Source organism: Phycisphaerales bacterium, assembly GCA_016699835.1.
Lineage (GTDB): Bacteria > Planctomycetota > Phycisphaerae > Phycisphaerales > UBA1924.
Genome location: CP064987.1, coordinates 1033184 through 1050741, shown reverse-complemented (window position 1 = coordinate 1050741; position 17558 = coordinate 1033184). Strand labels below are relative to the sequence as shown.

The following is a 17558-nucleotide window of genomic DNA, read 5'->3' as shown; positions in this document are numbered from 1 at the left end:
CCCCCCAAGCCCTTTCCTTCAACACGGAGATTGTCCCAATCCATTATTTTCGGGCCTGATGGAAGTCCTGGGCGGCAATGTCGGCAATGGTGGCACCGATCGCAAGCGACGCCGTCGCCGCGGGCGAGGGCGCGTTGAGCACGTGGACCATCCCGCCGCCTCGGATGATGCGGAAATCGTCAACGAGGCCGCCATCCGCCTCAACCGCCTGGGCTCGCACACCCGCGCGTCCCGGCGTGATGTCCTCGAGGCCAAGGTCCGGTATCAACTTCCGGAGAGCACCGAGGAACAGTTCTTTGCTCAATGACCTCCGGGCCTCCATCATGCCCGTGCGCCAGTGCCTGTTGATCAACTTCCAGAAACCCGGGTATCGCGCCATGTCGGCGAGGTCGCGCCATGACGAGGTCTCCCAGTCATATCCCTCGCGCGCCATAGCGAGCACCGCATTCGGCCCCGCCTCCACTGTCCCATCCACCGCGCGCGTGAAGTGAACCCCAAGGAACGGAAACGCGGGATCGGGCACGGGATAAATGAGATCCTTCACCAGCCCGCGCGCATGCGGCAGCAGGTCGTAGTACTCGCCCCGGAACGGCACAATCCGCACGTTCGGCTCCACGCCAAAGATCTTCGCCACGCGATCGCACTGAAGCCCCGCACAGTTGACGATCGACGACGCGCGAATCGGTCCTGCCGAGGTCTCAAGCGTGAACTGGCCAGGTTCGACGCCCGCGCTCAGCAGCTTCGCATTCGTTCGCACGCTCCCGCCCGAACCATTGATCAACCGCGCGAGTTGCCTCGCGACCGACGGATACGACACGATCCCCGTCTCTTCGACGATGAATCCCGCGACGCACGAGACATTCGGCTCGCGCTCGCAGATCTCCTCGCGTGACGCCCGCCGGATCGACGTCAGTCCATTGGCGCGCCCGCGGCGTTCGAGTTCGTCGAGCCTCGGGATCTCCTCCGGCGTCGTCGCCACCACGACCTTCCCGCATCGCTCGTGCGGAATGCTGTGGCGCGCGCAGAAGTCGTACATCGCGTCCCGCCCCGAGGCGCAGAGTGTCGCCTTGAGCGAGCCGGGCTTGTAGTACAGCCCCGAGTGGATCACGCCCGAGTTTCGTCCCGTCTGGTGCGTCGCGAGTTCGCCCTCGGCCTCGATGACCGCGACCGAAGCCGACGAGAGCGACTGGAGCCTGTACGCCGTCGCGAGACCCACGATCCCGCCGCCAATCACGACTGTGTTGAAGTGTTCCATGCTGATCGTGCCTTACGTCGTGGCCCGCATGCGAGCCGTGAAAGAGTGGAAGATCGTCCCCGTGTCCAGTCCCCATTCCCAGTTCGAAGCGAGCCCGACGCGATGGATCCGCAGCGGTCCACGCTTTGGATACACGTCGGACATCCGCCTCCAGAGGACCGGCTCGTCGTTGAGGGTGATGAAGATCAACTCGCCATCGATGGTGACGTCGAGCGCGAAGCGTTTCCCCCATGAGACGCGATCGCCAACATTGGTCCACACCGCCGAGTAGATGTCGTCAAACCCATCGACCACAAAGAACGTCGAGATCGACGCCCCCTCATAGCCATCGTTCAGCCAGAGATTCACGATGATCGAGTTCTTCGCGTCCTGCTCGAAGACGACGCCGGAACGCCCGTCGTGCCCTTCACCTCGCCCAGACCCAGGCGGCGTCATCTCCACACGCAATGCCGCGTACGACGGATCGCGCCAGGGAAGCGTGTAGAGCGTGCGATTGGGGCACGGGCTACCGACCGCCGCGCGCACGCGAGCGCCACCACCGGCGATCCGTTCGATGACGCCGTGGCCGAGCGTGCGTTGCCAGGTGCCGAGCGCATTGGAGAGCGTGTCGAGTGTGCCCGCAGAATCTCCGGCGTCGGGGAACATCTCGTCCAGGACCACGCGTGAATCCTTGGGCAACACAAACGGAGCGAAGGACTCGGTCGAGTGTCCGGTCGACTTCATGGCCGTTGTGCCGGTTGTCATGCCGGTCGCGGATCGGGCATTCGAGGTCGTGCTCCCCGTAGTAACCGGCGTCACGGAACGAGGGAAGACCTCGATCTCAAATCCTTCAGACGTAGTCGTGTTTGAGCGGGCTTCGAGCGTTGTGCCGTCGCCCGTCACGACGCGAACCAGAGGCGCTCCGCCCTGCGGCGCAGCGTGATCGCTTAGCCGTATCTGGTCGTTGGCAAACTCGCCCATCACGGGCACGCCATCGAGGCTCGCGCCCATGTGCGTGCCATCGTCCACGATCACGAGCCGGGATCCATTGGCCAGCCGCAGTGAGCGTGAATCCTCACAGAGTGTGACCTCGTGACCATGCTCATGCCGTACCCACGCGACACTCGTCGGTCCCACTCTCAGTTCCAACGCACCGGCGCGAACGAACACGGAAAGGGTGTCCACGTCTCGCCGTGTGCGAACGAGAATCAGCCCCGCGTGAGTGTCACTGGATCCCATCTTGTCCTGCGAGTCGGCCATCGCGCCGATCTCGCACACGCGGGTGTCCACCGAGAATCCGATCTCGCCGAGGACCGCCTGTTGCAACTCCAGCGTCGCCTGATCGCCCAACCACGCCGGACGATCGACGACCGCGATCGGCATGAGGCCCGGACCAGGCCCGTGCGATCGCGCCCCGGGCACGCCGCCAAAGAGCACGATCGCTTCTCGCTCACGCAGCACAATCGCGACATGGAATGGGACGTTCTGCACGCCGCGCAGGAGCCTCGTCCGGGTGGCGCCGATCGCGTGCAACTCGCCGCAGTCATGCGACGCGGCATGCATAACCAGCCCGAGAAAGTCCGCATCGGGCGTCACGCTCGACGAGCCGGGACGACGCACGCCGAACGACAGATTGTCCTTGATCACGGGATCGGGCGGAGCGAATCGTGCCCACGCCCAGCACCACAACCGCCGCACGAACGACTCGCGGGATTGGTGGAAGAGCCAATACAGCACGTGCAGGGCGTGCGGCGTGCTCCCACTCCCCTTCGTGAAGCGATACACCTGCCTCGCAAGGTTCTTCAATCGATACGTCTGCGACGTGTTGTGCCCGTTGAGGATCGATGCATACACGAGCGTGCGGGGCGAAGTCGGCGTGTCGCCATATCGAACCCCGGCCCGCCCAAACCCGGGCTTCGCGAGCGGACGGATTCGCAGTTCCCCATGATCGATCGACACGACGCCCTCGGCATCGACGATCTCTCGCCCTTGGTGCGGCCCCTCGAAGCAATCGCTGAAGGTCGGATCGGTGGATGCGCCGCGAGACTCGCTCACGCGAGCACAACCTCCGGCGAGTGCCCGCGCGACGCGAGGTCACGCCGGATCTCCGCCTCGTACACCGGATTTACCACGATCACGACATCGGGCTTGACGCTCGCCAATTCGCCCGGCGACAGAATCGGCTGCCCTGTCCCCGCGATGAAATGCCCGTGCTTGCGCGGGTTCAGATCGACAACTCCAACCGCGGCCCGATCGGCGTCCGCGAGATTCAGCAGCATCACGCCCTTCGTCCCCGCGCCCCACAGCACGACGCGCTTGCCGGACTTTCCCCATCCGCCGAATCGCGACCGCCACTGCGAGATCTTCTCCCGGCACGCCGAGCCGAACTGGTGCGAGAGCGTCTCATTCGACTCGTCCTCGGTCGATCGCGGCTCGATCGCGGCCGGAGCGTTCGCGGGCGCCAGATGCGCGCGCAGCGTCAGAAACTGCCCGGAATACACCTCGTCGGTCCGGTCCACGCGGAAACCCGCACGCTGGAACGCGCGTGCCATCGCCCGGGGCATGAAGTAGTTGCAGTGCTCGTAGATCAGATCCCAGATCGCCAGGGCACGGAGCATGTACGCCGCGTTGGGGACCTCGAAGAAGAGCAGCGTGTCCGCAGGCCTTGTTGCGCGCGCCACGCTGTCACGCACGCCCTTCAGCCATGTGTTCGGCGTGTCGATGTGCTCGAGCACGTGCCGGCAGCAGACAACATCGATCCGCTGACCTGCGGCTGTCGCGGGCGTGAAGAGTTCGCGTCGAACGGTGACTCGATCCGGATTGGGGATAGTCGCGCGCGCGGGGTCGAATGCCGGGTCATAGCCGATGCCCGTGTTCGCGCCCTTCTCGCAGAGCGCGCTCAGGAACGAGGCGTCGCCGCAGCCGAGTTCGACGATGTGCTTGCCGCGAACGCCGTCGCGCTCGACGAGTTCCTCGATGAGGCGAGCCTGGTACTCGCGAAAAACGCTCGAGAAGTGAAGCGCGTTCTCGTAGGTCCCGGAGTACTCAACCTGGGCGGGATCGAAGGCGGCGTTATAGAGATGTCCGCATTCGCGGCACATGACGAGACGGATGTCGTGGCGCGGGAACGCGCGCGCGTCCTCGACCGTCTCACATAGCACGTTGCAGAAGACCGGCACGCCCTCGAGGCAGAGGACGTCGAAGAGATGGCTCGACTCGCAGCAGGTGCAACGCACGAGGAAGGCTCCCGGATGCGGGCCGACAGACCGGACCCGACCCACGATTATCGGCTGGAAACCCCGGCGATCTTGGCGAGACTTGGCCCACTTGGTGCGAAATTGGTCGTCACGCGATCCAGAGTCACCCGTGGAGGAAGCGTGCGCCGCGTGATTACGCCGGGCCGATTCGATCGATCCCACCCATGTACGGGCGGAGCGCCTCGGGAATGCGGACGCTCCCGTCCTGCTGCTGGTGCATCTCGAGGATCGGGATGAGCACGCGCGGGCTCGCGAGAACGGTGTTGTTGAGCGAGTGGCAGAAGGTCGTCTCGCCCGCGCCCTGCTCGCCGCCCATGCGGTAGCGCATGTTCAGCCGGCGGCACTGGAAGTCGTAGAGACGTGATGCCGAGTGGGTCTCGCCGAAGTCGCCGGTGGGTGAGCCGTTCTTCATCTCGCCGCGTCCGGGCATCCAGCACTCGATGTCCACCATGTCGGCGTTCTTAACGCCCAGGTCGCCCGTGCAGCACTGGAGCAGGCGATACGGGAGTTCCAGGCTCTGGAGCAGCACCTCGACGAAGGCGATCATCTGCTTGTGCCAGCGACGGGACTCTTCCTCGCTCGCGCGACAGATCACGACCTGCTCGACCTTGTCGAACTGGTGGATGCGATAGAGCCCGGCGGTGTCCTTGCCCGCGGCCCCGGCCTCGCGACGGAAGCACGGCGACACGGTGACATACTTCAGCGGCAGGTGCGCCTCGTCGAGGATCTCGCCCATGTGCAGGCCCATCAGCCCGACCTCGCCCGTACCCGCGAGGAAGAGGTCGTACCCGCCGCCACGCTTGGATTCCTCGATCTGGTACGCCTGCTCGCGCCCCGCGGGGAAGAAGCCCGTGCCGATCATGGTTTCTTCGCGAGTGAGACTGGGGACGGACATCGGCGTGAAGCCGTGCTTGCTGACCATGAAATCGAAGGCGTATCGCAGGGCGGCCTGGTGCAGGCGGAACCCCGCGCCCTTGAGCACGTAACTCCGCGAACCGGCGATCTTCACGCCTCGCTCAAAGTCGCAGAGGTTAAGGTCGCGGAGGATTTCGATGTGGGATTTGGGCTTGAAGCCCTTGTTGGCCTCGAAGGACTTTGTCGTGTCGAAGCCGTTGGGATGGGCCTGGCTCTTGGGTGCGCTCCATCGTTTCACCTCGACGTTATCCTCGGCGCCCTTGCCTTCGGGAACATCCGGATCAGGGGGAAGGGGAACCGCGAGGAGCAGGTCGTGGATATCGGTGGAAAGGGCGGCCTCTTTATGTTCCAGTTCCTGGATGGCGGCCTTGAACTGTGCGGGCTTCTGCTTGAGTTCGTCGAGTTCGCGCTCGATCGCCAATCGCGCGTCGCCGTGCGCACCTTTGAGTTGCCCCTGAAGTTTGCCGATCGCCGGCCCGGCCTCCTTGGAGATCCGGTTCTGCTCGGCCCGGAGTTTCTCGCGCTCGAGGGTGATCGCGCGACGCTGCTCATCGAGCGAGACGAGACGTTCGATGTCCACATGGACGCCCTTGGCCTTGGCGCCGAGCGCGAAGCGGGCGGGATTCTCTCGAAGTTGCTTCAGATCGATCATGGGGGTGAGTTTAGTGCCGGACATGTTCTGGCAAGGTCAAAGTTCGGTGTCTGCCGGGGTTCTCCTGAACGATCCGCAACAGATGCGGGTTGAATCGACAATATTCGGATAATGTACGGTTCCGATTCATATTCGCACAATGTCGGACGTAAAAACGCCCTTTTCTGCGGAGAACCATTGCTGTAGAGTGGGCGAACAGTTTCGGATTCTCGAGTACGTATTCGGAAGGGGTCTCATGAACATGAATAGTGGAACGGACGCGCCCCAGGCGCGAGGGGTGCTTGTTTCCCGCATTGGGCTGTTGGCAGCGATGGCCCTCTCGACGCTGGCGGTGCCCGCAATGGGCCAGGTCGCCCGTCGCGGCGTGCCGACGTTCGCCACCAACCAGCACAAAGAGACCTCGACGCTCTACGCGACGCAGGAGAAAATCTCGATCGACACCGAGGATCGCTGGCGTCCGATGTGCGGCACGCCCGCGGGAGCGCTCACCGAGGAAGACCTCCATCGCATCGCCCGGGACCACGAGCGACAGATGGGTGAGGTTCAGAATCTTCTTGTGGTCGATAACACGATCGGCGGCGTCCCTCGGGGCGGGATCAACTCCCGGGCCGCGGGCCTCAACGTGATCTTCAACATCAACGCGACGGGCGCTCCCTCCGGGGCCGCGGCGTCGTTTGCGGCCGCCGAGGCCTACATCGAGAGCCAGTGGTCCGACCCGATCTCGATCACCGTGAGCGTCTCGTGGGCGAACCTGGGCGGGAGCGTCATCGGCGCCACCGGCTCGAACTACGTGACGAACATCTCGTACACCAACGTGCGCAATGGGCTGATCAACGGAATGGACGGGAACGACACGATCCAATCGTTCCTCCCCACCGGCTCGTCTTTCCCCGTGCGATTCAACGCGACCAGCGCCACGGTCACGAATCAGACAAGCATGGACTGGACCCGCGCCAACTACCGCGCCACGATCGGCTCCGTCACCAACAGTGACGCGAGCATGCAGTACAACAGCGCCTTCTCCTTTGACTTCGATCCCACGAATGGCGTGGGCGGCTCGCTCCTCTCGCTCGTGGACACCATCGTCCACGAGGTCGGTCACGCGCAGGGGTTCACCTCCAACGCCGACGGCGGCACACGTCCCGAGGCGCTCGATCTCTTCCGATTCGCTCGCGTCGACCGCGCCGGTCTCGGTGACACCAACCCCGACACCACCGCCGAGTTCCAGACCGCGGCGCGCGAGATCGATTTCAACAACCCGACCAACGACGACGCCAACAGCGATCTCATCTCGGCGGAGTACCGCATGTCGGACGGCAGCCCGAACCAGGCCAGCCATTTCTTCCAGCAGAGTTTCAGCCCACCGAGCGCCATCGGGATCATGCAGCCCATCCTCTCCACCGGCGTGACTTTCTCGCCGAACTTCTACAAGACCGCCGACAAGGACATGCTCGACGCCATCGGCTGGGACGACGCCGGTGCGGCGTGCAACGTGCCCACGATCTCGACCCAGCCCGTCGGCGGGACGGGTTGCACGGGCACATCATTCGGCTTCACCGTCGCCGCGACCGGAACCGGGACCCTCACCTATCAGTGGCGACGCAACGGGGTGGATATCTCCGGCGCCACCGGCACGACCTACACCATCGCCTCCGTCGTCCTTACTTCGGGCGCGTTCTATGACTGCGTCGTCACCAACGACTGCGGCTCCACCACCAGCAACCCGGCGCAACTCACGGTCGTCCCCTCTGCCGAAGTTGTCACCCAGCCCCAGCCGGTCTTGACCTGCCTCGGGTCTCCGGCCACGTTCTCCATCACATGGAACGGCGATTCGCCTACGTTCCAATGGCGCCGCAACGGCGTCGCAATCTCCGGCGCTACCAGCGATTCCTATACCATCGCCTCGGTTGTGCCCGCCTCAGCCGCGTTCTATGACTGCGTCCTCACCGACACCTGCGGCAACGTCACCAGCAACCCGGCGCTGCTCACGATTCTCGGGAGCGCCTCGTTCACTTCACAGCCAAGCCCCGCGACCGTTTGTCCCGGCTCGCCCGCGACGTTCACCGTTGCGGTGTCTGGGAATACCCCAGCCTTCCAGTGGCGCAAGAACGGCACCAACATCGGCGGCGCCACCTCGAACTCCTACACCATCGCTTCCGTCATCGCGGGCGACGCGGGCTCGTATGACTGCGTCGTCACCGACACCTGCAACACCATCACCAGCAACGCCGCCTCACTCGGCGTGAACACCCAGGTCTCGGTCACCGGCCAGCCGAACCCCGTGACCACCTGCCCCGGCTCGCCCGCGACCTTCACCGTCGCCGCCTCGGGCACCGCGCCCACCTTCCAGTGGCGCAAGAACGGGATCAACATCGGCGGCGCGACCTCGAACTCCTACACCATCGCCTCCGTCGTCGCCGGCGATGCGGGAAACTATGACTGCGTCGTTACCGGCGCCTGCAACATCGTGAACAGCAACCAGGCCAGTCTGACGGTAAGCGCCCCGGCCTCGGTCACCAGCGATCCTTCGCCGGTCAGCGCCTGTGTTGGCTCGATCGCCTCGTTCGTCGTTGTCGTGTCTGGCGATTCGCCCACGTTCCAGTGGCGAAAGGATGGCACGCCGATTGGCGGCGCGACGAGCAACACCTACTCGATCGCCGCTGTCGCGCTCGCCGACGCCGGGAACTACGACTGCGTCGTGACCAACGCGTGCGGAAGCGACACGAGTGTGGCTGCGGCGTTGACGGTGGGCGAAGGCGTGTCGATCACCGCCGATCCTCAGCCCGCGACGGCGTGCACCGGCATGCTCGCGTCCTTCTCCGTTTCGTATAGCGGAAGCGGCGCGACCTTCCAGTGGCGCAAGGACCTGAGCAACATCTCGGGCGCTAACGCCGACACCTACACCATCGCCGCAGTAGCACCCGCCGACGCTGGGAACTACGACTGCGTCGTGACCAATGCATGCGGTACGGCCACCAGTGCCGCCGCCGCACTCACCGTGCAGACCTGCTGCGTCGCCGACGTGGACGATGGCTCGGGCACGGGCACGCCCGACGGCGGCGTCACCGTCGACGATCTGCTCTATTACCTCACCCAGTTCAACGCCGGCAGCCTCGTCGCCGACGTCGATGATGGATCGGCGACCGGCACGCCCGACGGCGGCGTCACGGTCGACGATCTGCTGTACTACCTCACACGCTTCAACGCCGGCTGCTGAATCCAACAACGTACGTTCCAGCAAGCTTCGCACGGCCCCGGATTCGTCCGGGGCCGTTTTCTTGGCGTCACTCTCGCGCCGCGCGTCCACCCCCGCAACAATCCCTCGTGAAACAGCAGCCTCCAACAGAGTTGAATGACATGATGCGGCGCATGTGGTCTCGTCCCGAGACCCGGTTCGGCGTGTGGATGTGGGCCGCCGCACTTGCCGCGGCAATCGGTCTTGGTATCTTTATCCAATCCACGCGTGCACCGATCACGCCATCAACGACGCAAGGTGTATCGCCGCCTCACGCCTCGATGACGCCCTACCAGACCGGCCTTGCCGTCGTGGTCCTTGTGATGGGCGTGCTGGGAGCGATGTCGCTGTTCATCGGCGCGTCGAAGGCGATCATGACACGCCAGAATCCTGCTCACGCGCCGAGAAAGCGCGGAGTGTCACCCCATTTCGGCGCATTCCCCTTCGATCATGTCCCTCACGATGACGGTCGGCACGGCTAGGGGTTGCTGTCTGGGGATGCCGGCAGCCACGACTCCGGTTGTGCCGGGGGTGGTGGTGATGGAGGCGGAGGAGGCGAGTAGACCCGCATGCCCTGCGACACCGCGTCACGTCCACGAACTCCGTCGAAAGTCACGCTCGTGCTCGGCGGCATCGCCCTGGTGATCGGGCTTCTCGTGGCGCTTGTCGGACTCTTCCTGGCGCTCCGGCCAGTGTTGGGCGTGTATGCCGAGGCACTGAACGACCCGATGGGCAACGACGCGCGTGCCGTGGGAACATCAGATCCTCTCGCCGATGGGAAACAGGTCGCCCATTCCATGATCCCCGGCCTCGCCATCATGGCCGTGGGCGTGGTCGTGTCCATCGCCGGGTCGGTGATGCTCAAGGTCGGCCTCATCCGCCGCCTGGCGCGGGCACAAGCCTTGAAATCCCGGTAAACTAGCCACACGACACGCGATCGTCGTCGTGGAACGGTCCGTCGTCGCACCGAGGAAACACCATGGCTCTCGATGCCGGCATCACGTGCGAGACGACGGTCAACGCCCCGGTCGAGCGGGTCTTCGCGATCTACTCCGATCTCGAGAACGCCGGGAAGAACGTCTCGGCGATCACGTCGCTCGTCCTGCTCACACCTGCCCCGATCGGCAAGGGCACCCGATTCCGCGAGACACGCACGATGTTCGGCAAGGACGCCACCGAGGAGATGGAGATCACCGAGTTCAACCCGCCGCGAGGATACACCGTCGAATGCCGAAACCACGGCTGCCACTACGTCTCCACCTTCGTCTTCGAGCCGGCCGGCCCAACGTCCACCAGTGTCACCATGAAGTTCAAGGCCACGCCGCTCACCACGCCGGCCAGGATCATGAGCGCCCTCACCGGGTGGATGCTCAAGGGCACGATCAGGAAGTGCATGGCCAAGGACTTCGAGGACCTCAAGCACGCCGCCGAATCCGCTTGAACGCGCACATTCCTTGACACTCGCAGGGGTGGATGAAGCGTGATCGAGCGGGCGTCCTACGCTCTCCGTCCATGTCCAGATCCGTGCCGTCGGCTTCCGACGCGAGCCTGCCGCCCGCGTCCTCGAGCGTTCCCCACTGGCTCCTCCCGCTCCACGTCCTGGGCGTGATCCTCATCCAATCAACGTCCTTCGCGGCGTGGTTCATCGTTCCCATCATCGCGAAGAAGTACTTCGACGCCGACGCGAGGCACGTGGTGATCCTGACCGCCGCCCCCGTCGTCCTCTTCTGCCTCTCGATCTTCTGGAACGACCTCTACTCGCGACTGCGGTTCAAGCCATACGCCGCGATCTACTGGATCGTCGCCTCGCTCCCCCTCGCCTTCACCTCGCTCGCGACCAACTTCTGGCTCCTCGCGATTCCCCAGGTCATCGCCTCAATCGGCGGCGCGGCGTATCACCCCGCCGCGGGCGATCTCCTGCGATCGCTCTACCCCGCCAAGTCCCGTGGGCGCGTCTACTCCATCATCTGGGGCTCCTCCATGCTCGTCAGCGGCGGCATCGGGTACCTCCTCGGCGAAGTCCAGAACGCCAATCCGGATTCCTTCCGCGTCTTCATGCCCGCCCTCGTTCTCGCCCAGTTACTCGGCGTCGGCGTACTCACCTTCCTCGCCACGCGAACAGGCCACGACGCACGACGCGTCCTCGCCACCAAGCGCGGCGAGCACCCCGTCCGCGCCCTGCTCTACCCCGTTGTCCACATGAAGGAGGTCCTCCGCGAGGACCCAGCCTTCACACGCTACGAGGGCGCCTACATGACCTATGGCGTTGGCTGGATGATCGCCACCGCGCTCCTCCCCAACCTCGTCACCGACAAACTGAATCTTCCCTACGACACGATCGCCAACTCCACCCACGTGCCGTATCAGATCGCGGTGGTCGCGATGATCCTCCCCGCCGGGTGGCTGCTCGATCGCCTCGGCGCTGTTCGCAGCACGGCCCTCTCCTTCTTCCTCCTCACGTTCTATCCCATGGGCCTGATGTTCGCACGGGGGCACGCCGACCTGCTCGCCATCAGCATCTTCTATGGCATCGCCCACGCCGGCGCCAGCATGGGCTGGATGCTCGGGCCCGTCGCCTTCGCCCCGACGCCGCGGCGCGCCGCCCAGTACGTCTCCATCCACGCCACGCTCGTCGGCGTCCGCGGCACGATCTTCCAGGCCCTGGGCATCACCCTCTACGAGATTTTCCACGCCTTCGACATCCCCCTCGCCCTCGCCGCCATCGCCCACGTCTGGTCCGCGTACCAGATGTGGCGACTCCACGCCGTCATGAAGAAGTCGGGCACCACAGGCCGCATCGAGTCGAGAACGCCAAGACCAACGCCGACGCCGTCGGTCACGCCCCAGGCCGATCCCCTCGCGGGACCGCCTCCGGCGCGGTCGTAGAGATCGCGTGTTTCCTCATGCGTGTCGCGTGCTGTCTACATCCACCCCAACCCCGTCACATCCTCCACCGGCTCATCAAACGAGCAACTGCCGAACGACAGCGTGAACGACTCGCGGACGCGGGCGAGGTCCGTCGCCGAGATTCCGACCGCAGCTCCCGTGGGTGAGGGCGTCCACGTCACGCCCTCGTCGGTGAACGCGAACGCCTGCCCCCTCGTCTCGCTCAGGAGTTTCACGAGCGTGTGGTCGTCGATTCGTGTGCCCAGCACGCGCACGAACGCCGCCGCGAGGAAGACGTTGACGAACCCGTGCATCACGCCGCGCACGCTTCCCGGCTCATAAGTCAGCGCGTGCTCGGAGCGGATCGGGTGGTGCAGGCCCGCCGTCGCCTTGAAGGGCACGTCGGCGGCATGGCACGCCCGCAGAAACACCGCGATCGAGACCGCACTCGGATACGCCTCGGGCGTCACGCCCCCGGTGCGGATCTTCGCGGACGCTTTACTTCCCGAAAGTGCCGCCACGAACCCGCGGCAGTCCTCGCCCCTCTCCACCATCGCGGGGATCTCAAAGAACGGCGAGAGGTACTCGGGCATCTCATCGAGCACGCGATCGATCTTCGAAGGTGAATCCACCTTCAGTTCCACCGCGTCCACGACGGCCAGCCCCTGATCCTCTTCCGCGTGCCGCTCGTTGAAGGCGGCGATCGCGTCGAGATCCGTGTCGAGTGCCGCGCTGCTGCTCGCATCGACAAGCACGCTCAGCCGCCACGGTTCACGTCCCCCTGAATGCTCGGCATGCTCGCGATACCCGCTCGTCGCGAGCGTGCCCGGCAGCATGCCTCCACCGGCCGCGGCCTTCTCGAACTCGCCGAGTCTCGCCGCGGGGCAGATGAATCGACCCAGCATCCACTCGTGCTCGCCGCGGGCACAGCGGGCGTAGGTCTCGACGGCCCTCACCATGTCGAGTTTCGCGGGCGGAAAGAGCCCGGCGTAGTCGACGAGTCCGGTGAGGAAGGTGCGGAGAGCGTGGGGGGCGTGGGGGGGGTTGGACATGACCGGCAAAGTTCCTGAGTGATGAGGTGAGCAGGTGGGGAGGTGAAGAGGTGGGGGCGTGAGCAAGTGAAGAGGTGAGTGTGACTACTTCGCGAGTTTCGCGATGAGTCGCCACAGGTCGTGGTCGCTGATGTCGCGTCCGCTCGTCCGCACGAACTCGTCGCGCAGCGCATCGAACTCGGGAGAGTACGGCAGTCGATCGCGCTTGCCGACGCCGGTCCTGCCCTCCAGGCCCGTGTGCTTGGCGATGAGATCGCGCACGAGCGATTCTTCCTGCTCGGTGACGCGGATGGGCATCGTCCCGCTCGCGGCGTGGGGGGGGGCGTCGAGACCCGCCGCGGGCCTGGCCTCCATCTCCGACACGGCCTTGCGAGTCGGCAACTTCGAGGCCTTCCTCATGTTCTGCAGCAGGCGCAGGATCTCGTGCCGCCGCTCGCGCGGAGCCATCAACGCCGGGTTCGCGGCGAAGAACGGCTCGATGCGCGCGCACAGGCGTTCGAACTCATCGGTGTAGGGCAGATCATCGAGCGTCTTGCCATCATGGCACGCCTCGATGTACGCGGCGACGAGCGCGGCCTCGCGCTCGCGGTTCGCGCCCAGCGCCGGCGTCGCGTTCTTCGGCGCACTCGCGGGCTGCCCGAAGAGGTCGAGAGTGTTCTCAGTCTTGGGATCGGTCATGGGAATCGAAGGGGATGGGAACGGGGCATGAGGCGGAGGAGGTGACGAGGCTCGCGGAGAATGCGGAATGAGGAGAATCCGAGGAGCCTATGGAGACGCCCGGGCGGGCGGATCGGCAGCAACTGCGCGTGCCCGGCCCCGCTCGATCGTCCCGGTCCCACGATGCATGATTGGCGGCCTGCTGTGGGGCCGGGGAGCGAAAATTCCGGCTCTCGGGGCCCCCACGGGGGTTGTCCGATGGGCATCGTGCCCGAAATGTGGAACAAAGGGGATCAGATGCAAAGCAAAGGGGATCCCTTGTGGAACGCCTTCCGTCGGAGGAACTCTTCCTCCGAGCGGCATTGGACCCCGGGGCGTCCGAAGGGCGCTCCACCGGGTGGGGGATGGAGCCCGCCCCGTCGGAAATGAACAGTTCCTGATCAGGAATGGAGTCCAGGGAATCAGGAATGGAGCATTCCCCATCGGGGGTGGAACGCCCCCGATGGGAAATGGAGCATTCCCCATCGGGTGTGGAGTCCCCCAAATGGGAAATGGAGCATTCCCAATCAGGAATGGAGCATTCCTCATCGGGTCCGGAGCATTCCGAATCGGGTGGGAAGCAATCCTGATCAGGAACTCTTCATCCCCCGCGAGGAGGAGTTTCCCGGCGAACGGGTCGAAGGCCCCTGGGAGGCCTGGAACGCGGTTCCTTGCGGATTGTGGCGCAAGAATCGCGCGGAGCGGCTCTGAGATGTGAGTCCGGCGTGGAGCGGAGTCGGGGTGGGTGTTGGTGTTCGCGGGGGCAGTCCACGATTCGAACTGCTCCGGCCTGTAGATCGCCCAGCCTGACATCGCGGCGTTCCTACGTTCCCCATTTCCACAGGGTTGGATCGCGAAATCCCAGGGTTTTCCCCTGTTTTGGGTGGCGTGTGGACAGTTCGATAAGAAATCGCTTGTTCTGCCGGGGAAATCCGGTATTCTGGCTCCCAGAGAGATCCGCGCCGGGCCGTCTTTGCGCCCGGGCTGGATGCAAGGCATTTCGGGACGAGAGTCCCAGTCCCCGAAAGGGGGCACGAGGAGAGATCGATGACAGGCGCACGAAACACAGTGAGTGGCTTGGCGTTGGCTGCGGTTGTTGCGGTTGGGCTTGGTGGTTTCGCCGCTGGCGCTTCCGCCGTGACGATCGACACCGGCACCTATCGCCTCCACAACCACCCCGACGGCAACGAGGTCCCGCCCCCCTACGGCGCACGCCTCGACGAGTTGTTCAATGTCACGGGTGGACACGACATCTTCACCTTCGACTTTGACCACGCCTCGTCGGCGATGTTCCTCGACTACGACGGGACCTCGATCCACATCTATGGTCAGGCCTACGGCGGACGCGACATCGGCGGGACATACGCCGCAGATGTCTATCAGGCCCTGTACACCTTCGACTTCACGTACTCGCTGAACGTCGGCCCCGTCCCCGGCGACGACGACGTGTACGTCTCCTCCGACGCGGGGAACAATCAGGGCGTCATCGGCACACCCCTGGGCCCGATCAACCTCTACGACAAGAGCGACGGCAACCACGCCTTCCGCTTCGGCGACGAGGACAACGACCTGGGCCACCGCGGCTTCGCGGGGATCTCGGGCTGGGGCTGGCTCATGGCCGGTGACCCCAACACCTACATCGAGAGCAACGACTGGATCTTCACCGCCGAACTCGTCCCCGCCCCCGGCACCCTCGGCCTCGCCCTTGGCGGGATGCTGATGGCTGGCCGCCGCCGCCGGAAGTAAACCACGTCGCGATCCTCGGGGTCGCCACGGACAGAAATCGTCCACACACAGGACGTAGCGCCCCGCCCGACCGCACGGAACGGCGGGGCGTCTCGTTTCAGGAGGTCAGCGTGCCGATCGGAGCGCCTGGCATGGGTGTTGCGACGTGTGCCGCGCCCCGCGCTGCGCCGTGCGTGTCGCGGGCGGACGCCTGAGGCCTTTCGGCTTGGGGCGCGGGAGCGTGCATGTCCGACCTGACGTACAAGCAGATCCTGTCCCTCGAGGTGCCGATCATCGTGCGCGTCGCCGAGCGGAAACTGCGCGTCAGCGAGATCACCGCCCTCGTCCCCGGCTCGATCATCGAACTCACCAAGAACGCCGAGGAGGAACTCGATCTGCTCGTCCACAACCGACACGTCGGTTTCGGCGAGGCGGTGAAGGTCGGCGAGAACTTCGGGATCCGGGTGACGTTCATCGGCGACGTCCGCGAGCGCATCGAGGCCGTCGGCGGCTGGATGGACGCCGGCAACGACGACGGCGCCAACGACGCCGCCCGCATGATGGCCTCCATGTTCCCCGGAGCGTGACGCCCCCCTCTCCGCACCCCCTCCCCTCACCCGACGAATGATCTGCCATGACATTGCGGCGAGTCGCCGAAGATTTCCGCGTGCGCGAGGTTCTCCAACACGAGACGCTCGCGGCGATCCGACCAGAGTGGTCGAAGGATGCACCGTTCGCGGTCTTCCTTTGCGAGAAACGCCAGAAGACCACGCCCGAGGCGTCGATCGCGTTGGGGCGACTGCTCGGTGTCAAGCCAGGAAGCGTGGCCCACGCGGGGCTGAAGGACAAACACGCCGTCACTACGCAGCACCTGAGCGTGAAGTTTGAGGATGCTCGCGATCTCGCGCGGCTCGAGGGGCCCGGCCTCTCGTACGAGCCCGTCGGCTTCGCGCCGCGGGCGCTCGTCGCGGCGGACATCGGACACAACGCCTTTGAGATCGTCGTCCGCGGGCTGGACCGCCAACGCGTCGGCGAGATGGAGCGCCTCGCGCACGAGTATCGTGCCGAGGGCGACTCGAACGCCGCGACGCTCTGGTTCACGAACTACTTCGGCTCGCAGCGATTCGGCTCGGCGCGGCACAAGGAGGGATTCGCCGCTCGATCGCTCATTGCGGGGGACTATGTCGAGGGGATCCGTCTGCTCATTGCGACACCGGCACGCAAGGACACGGGAACGAAGCGTGCATTCACAAGGTTGTGCGCGACGAAGTGGGGGCGATGGGAGGAACTCGCGCGCGAGTTGCCCGCGTGCGCGGATCGTCGGCCCATCGAGCATCTGGCGGCAGGAAAGTCGCCGACGGAGGCGTTCGCGTCGATCTCGCCCCAGACCCAGCAGTTCGCGGTCGACGCCTTCCAGAGTTGGCTGTGGAACGAGACGGCGGCGCTGCTCACGATGCGCCTCGCGGGATCTACAACGTGCGCCGTGATGGACGACCACGGCATCCTGCAGTTCGCCTCGCCCGCAACGGTGCGCCCGGCACTCGAATCGCTGGGCGGTGTGGATCGGCTTGTGCTCCCCACGGCATCGATGGAACTGAGGCCACGGGCACCATGGGCCGAGCCGCTCGCGACGGTGCTGGCAAAGGCTGGAATCACGCTCAAGGATCTGCAACTCCCCGGACTGCGCCGCCCGATGTTCCGCTCGGTGGATCGGTTACTCATCGCGAGCGCGACGGACTTCTCCATGTCTCGGGCCGAGCACGACGAGTTCGCTCCGCCGCGATCGCCGAAGATGTTCCTGCGGCGGGTGTCGTTCACGCTCCCCTCGGGGAGTTACGCGACGGTCCTCCTTCGTGCGCTCGGCGAATAGGCCTCGCTCACGATCGAACCGGACCAAACTTCGGTC

The 17558-nt window shown here is 65.2% G+C and carries 14 protein-coding genes; 8 read left to right on the top strand and 6 right to left on the bottom strand.

Annotated elements, in window-relative coordinates:
• Nucleotides 1-43: 43 nt before the first annotated feature.
• The 4 genes from lhgO to serS all read right to left on the bottom strand — a co-directional run bounded on the left by lhgO (nucleotide 44) and on the right by serS (nucleotide 6058).
• Entirely contained in the window at nucleotides 44-1255 is a 1212-nt protein-coding gene (gene lhgO / locus IPK69_04375; protein ID QQS09863.1) for an L-2-hydroxyglutarate oxidase, read from the bottom strand.
• A gap of 12 nt (nucleotides 1256-1267) precedes the next feature.
• On the bottom strand, nucleotides 1268-3289 hold the full coding sequence (locus IPK69_04370) for a hypothetical protein (protein ID QQS09862.1): 2022 nt from the start codon (nucleotides 3287-3289) through the stop codon (nucleotides 1268-1270).
• Nucleotides 3286-4470, bottom strand: a complete 1185-nt coding sequence (locus IPK69_04365; GenBank protein QQS09861.1) for a methyltransferase domain-containing protein — start codon at nucleotides 4468-4470, stop codon at nucleotides 3286-3288. Before IPK69_04365 ends, IPK69_04370 begins: the two co-directional genes overlap by 4 nt.
• 154 nt (nucleotides 4471-4624) lie before the next feature.
• Complete coding sequence (serS, locus tag IPK69_04360; GenBank protein ID QQS10417.1) at nucleotides 4625-6058, bottom strand: serine--tRNA ligase; 1434 nt, start codon at nucleotides 6056-6058, stop codon at nucleotides 4625-4627.
• 235 nt (nucleotides 6059-6293) lie between these two features.
• Between serS and IPK69_04355 the strand changes: the two genes are divergently transcribed.
• The 5 genes from IPK69_04355 (at nucleotide 6294) to IPK69_04335 (ending at nucleotide 12179) form a co-directional block, all read left to right on the top strand.
• On the top strand, nucleotides 6294-9275 hold the full coding sequence (locus IPK69_04355) for an immunoglobulin domain-containing protein (protein QQS09860.1): 2982 nt from the start codon (nucleotides 6294-6296) through the stop codon (nucleotides 9273-9275).
• A gap of 152 nt (nucleotides 9276-9427) precedes the next feature.
• On the top strand, nucleotides 9428-9775 hold the full coding sequence (locus IPK69_04350; GenBank protein QQS09859.1) for a hypothetical protein: 348 nt from the start codon (nucleotides 9428-9430) through the stop codon (nucleotides 9773-9775).
• Nucleotides 9776-9862: 87 nt separating this feature from the next.
• Nucleotides 9863-10210 (top strand): hypothetical protein, encoded by a 348-nt coding sequence (locus IPK69_04345; GenBank protein QQS09858.1) that lies wholly within the window; start codon nucleotides 9863-9865, stop codon nucleotides 10208-10210.
• A 62-nt stretch (nucleotides 10211-10272) separates the two neighbouring features.
• Nucleotides 10273-10734: an SRPBCC family protein gene (locus IPK69_04340; protein ID QQS09857.1), complete on the top strand. Its 462-nt coding sequence runs from the start codon at nucleotides 10273-10275 to the stop codon at nucleotides 10732-10734.
• A 71-nt stretch (nucleotides 10735-10805) separates the two neighbouring features.
• Complete coding sequence (locus tag IPK69_04335) at nucleotides 10806-12179, top strand: MFS transporter (protein ID QQS09856.1); 1374 nt, start codon at nucleotides 10806-10808, stop codon at nucleotides 12177-12179.
• Between the two features lie 35 nt (nucleotides 12180-12214).
• Here IPK69_04335 and IPK69_04330 read toward each other — a convergent pair whose 3' ends face one another.
• On the bottom strand, nucleotides 12215-13231 hold the full coding sequence (locus IPK69_04330; protein QQS09855.1) for a hypothetical protein: 1017 nt from the start codon (nucleotides 13229-13231) through the stop codon (nucleotides 12215-12217).
• Between the two features lie 84 nt (nucleotides 13232-13315).
• Nucleotides 13316-13909 carry a hypothetical protein gene (locus IPK69_04325; protein QQS09854.1) on the bottom strand — a complete coding sequence of 198 codons (594 nt, stop codon included), beginning with the start codon at nucleotides 13907-13909 and terminating at the stop codon, nucleotides 13316-13318.
• 1065 nt (nucleotides 13910-14974) lie between these two features.
• Between IPK69_04325 and IPK69_04320 the strand changes: the two genes are divergently transcribed.
• The 3 genes from IPK69_04320 to truD all read left to right on the top strand — a co-directional run bounded on the left by IPK69_04320 (nucleotide 14975) and on the right by truD (nucleotide 17522).
• Nucleotides 14975-15673: a PEP-CTERM sorting domain-containing protein gene (locus tag IPK69_04320; protein ID QQS09853.1), complete on the top strand. Its 699-nt coding sequence runs from the start codon at nucleotides 14975-14977 to the stop codon at nucleotides 15671-15673.
• 224 nt (nucleotides 15674-15897) lie between these two features.
• Nucleotides 15898-16239, top strand: coding sequence for a FliM/FliN family flagellar motor switch protein (locus IPK69_04315; protein ID QQS09852.1), 342 nt, complete (start codon nucleotides 15898-15900; stop codon nucleotides 16237-16239).
• A 47-nt stretch (nucleotides 16240-16286) separates the two neighbouring features.
• A complete protein-coding gene (gene truD, locus IPK69_04310) occupies nucleotides 16287-17522 on the top strand; it encodes a tRNA pseudouridine(13) synthase TruD (protein QQS09851.1) in 1236 nt (411 codons plus the stop codon).
• Nucleotides 17523-17558 lie beyond the last annotated feature (36 nt).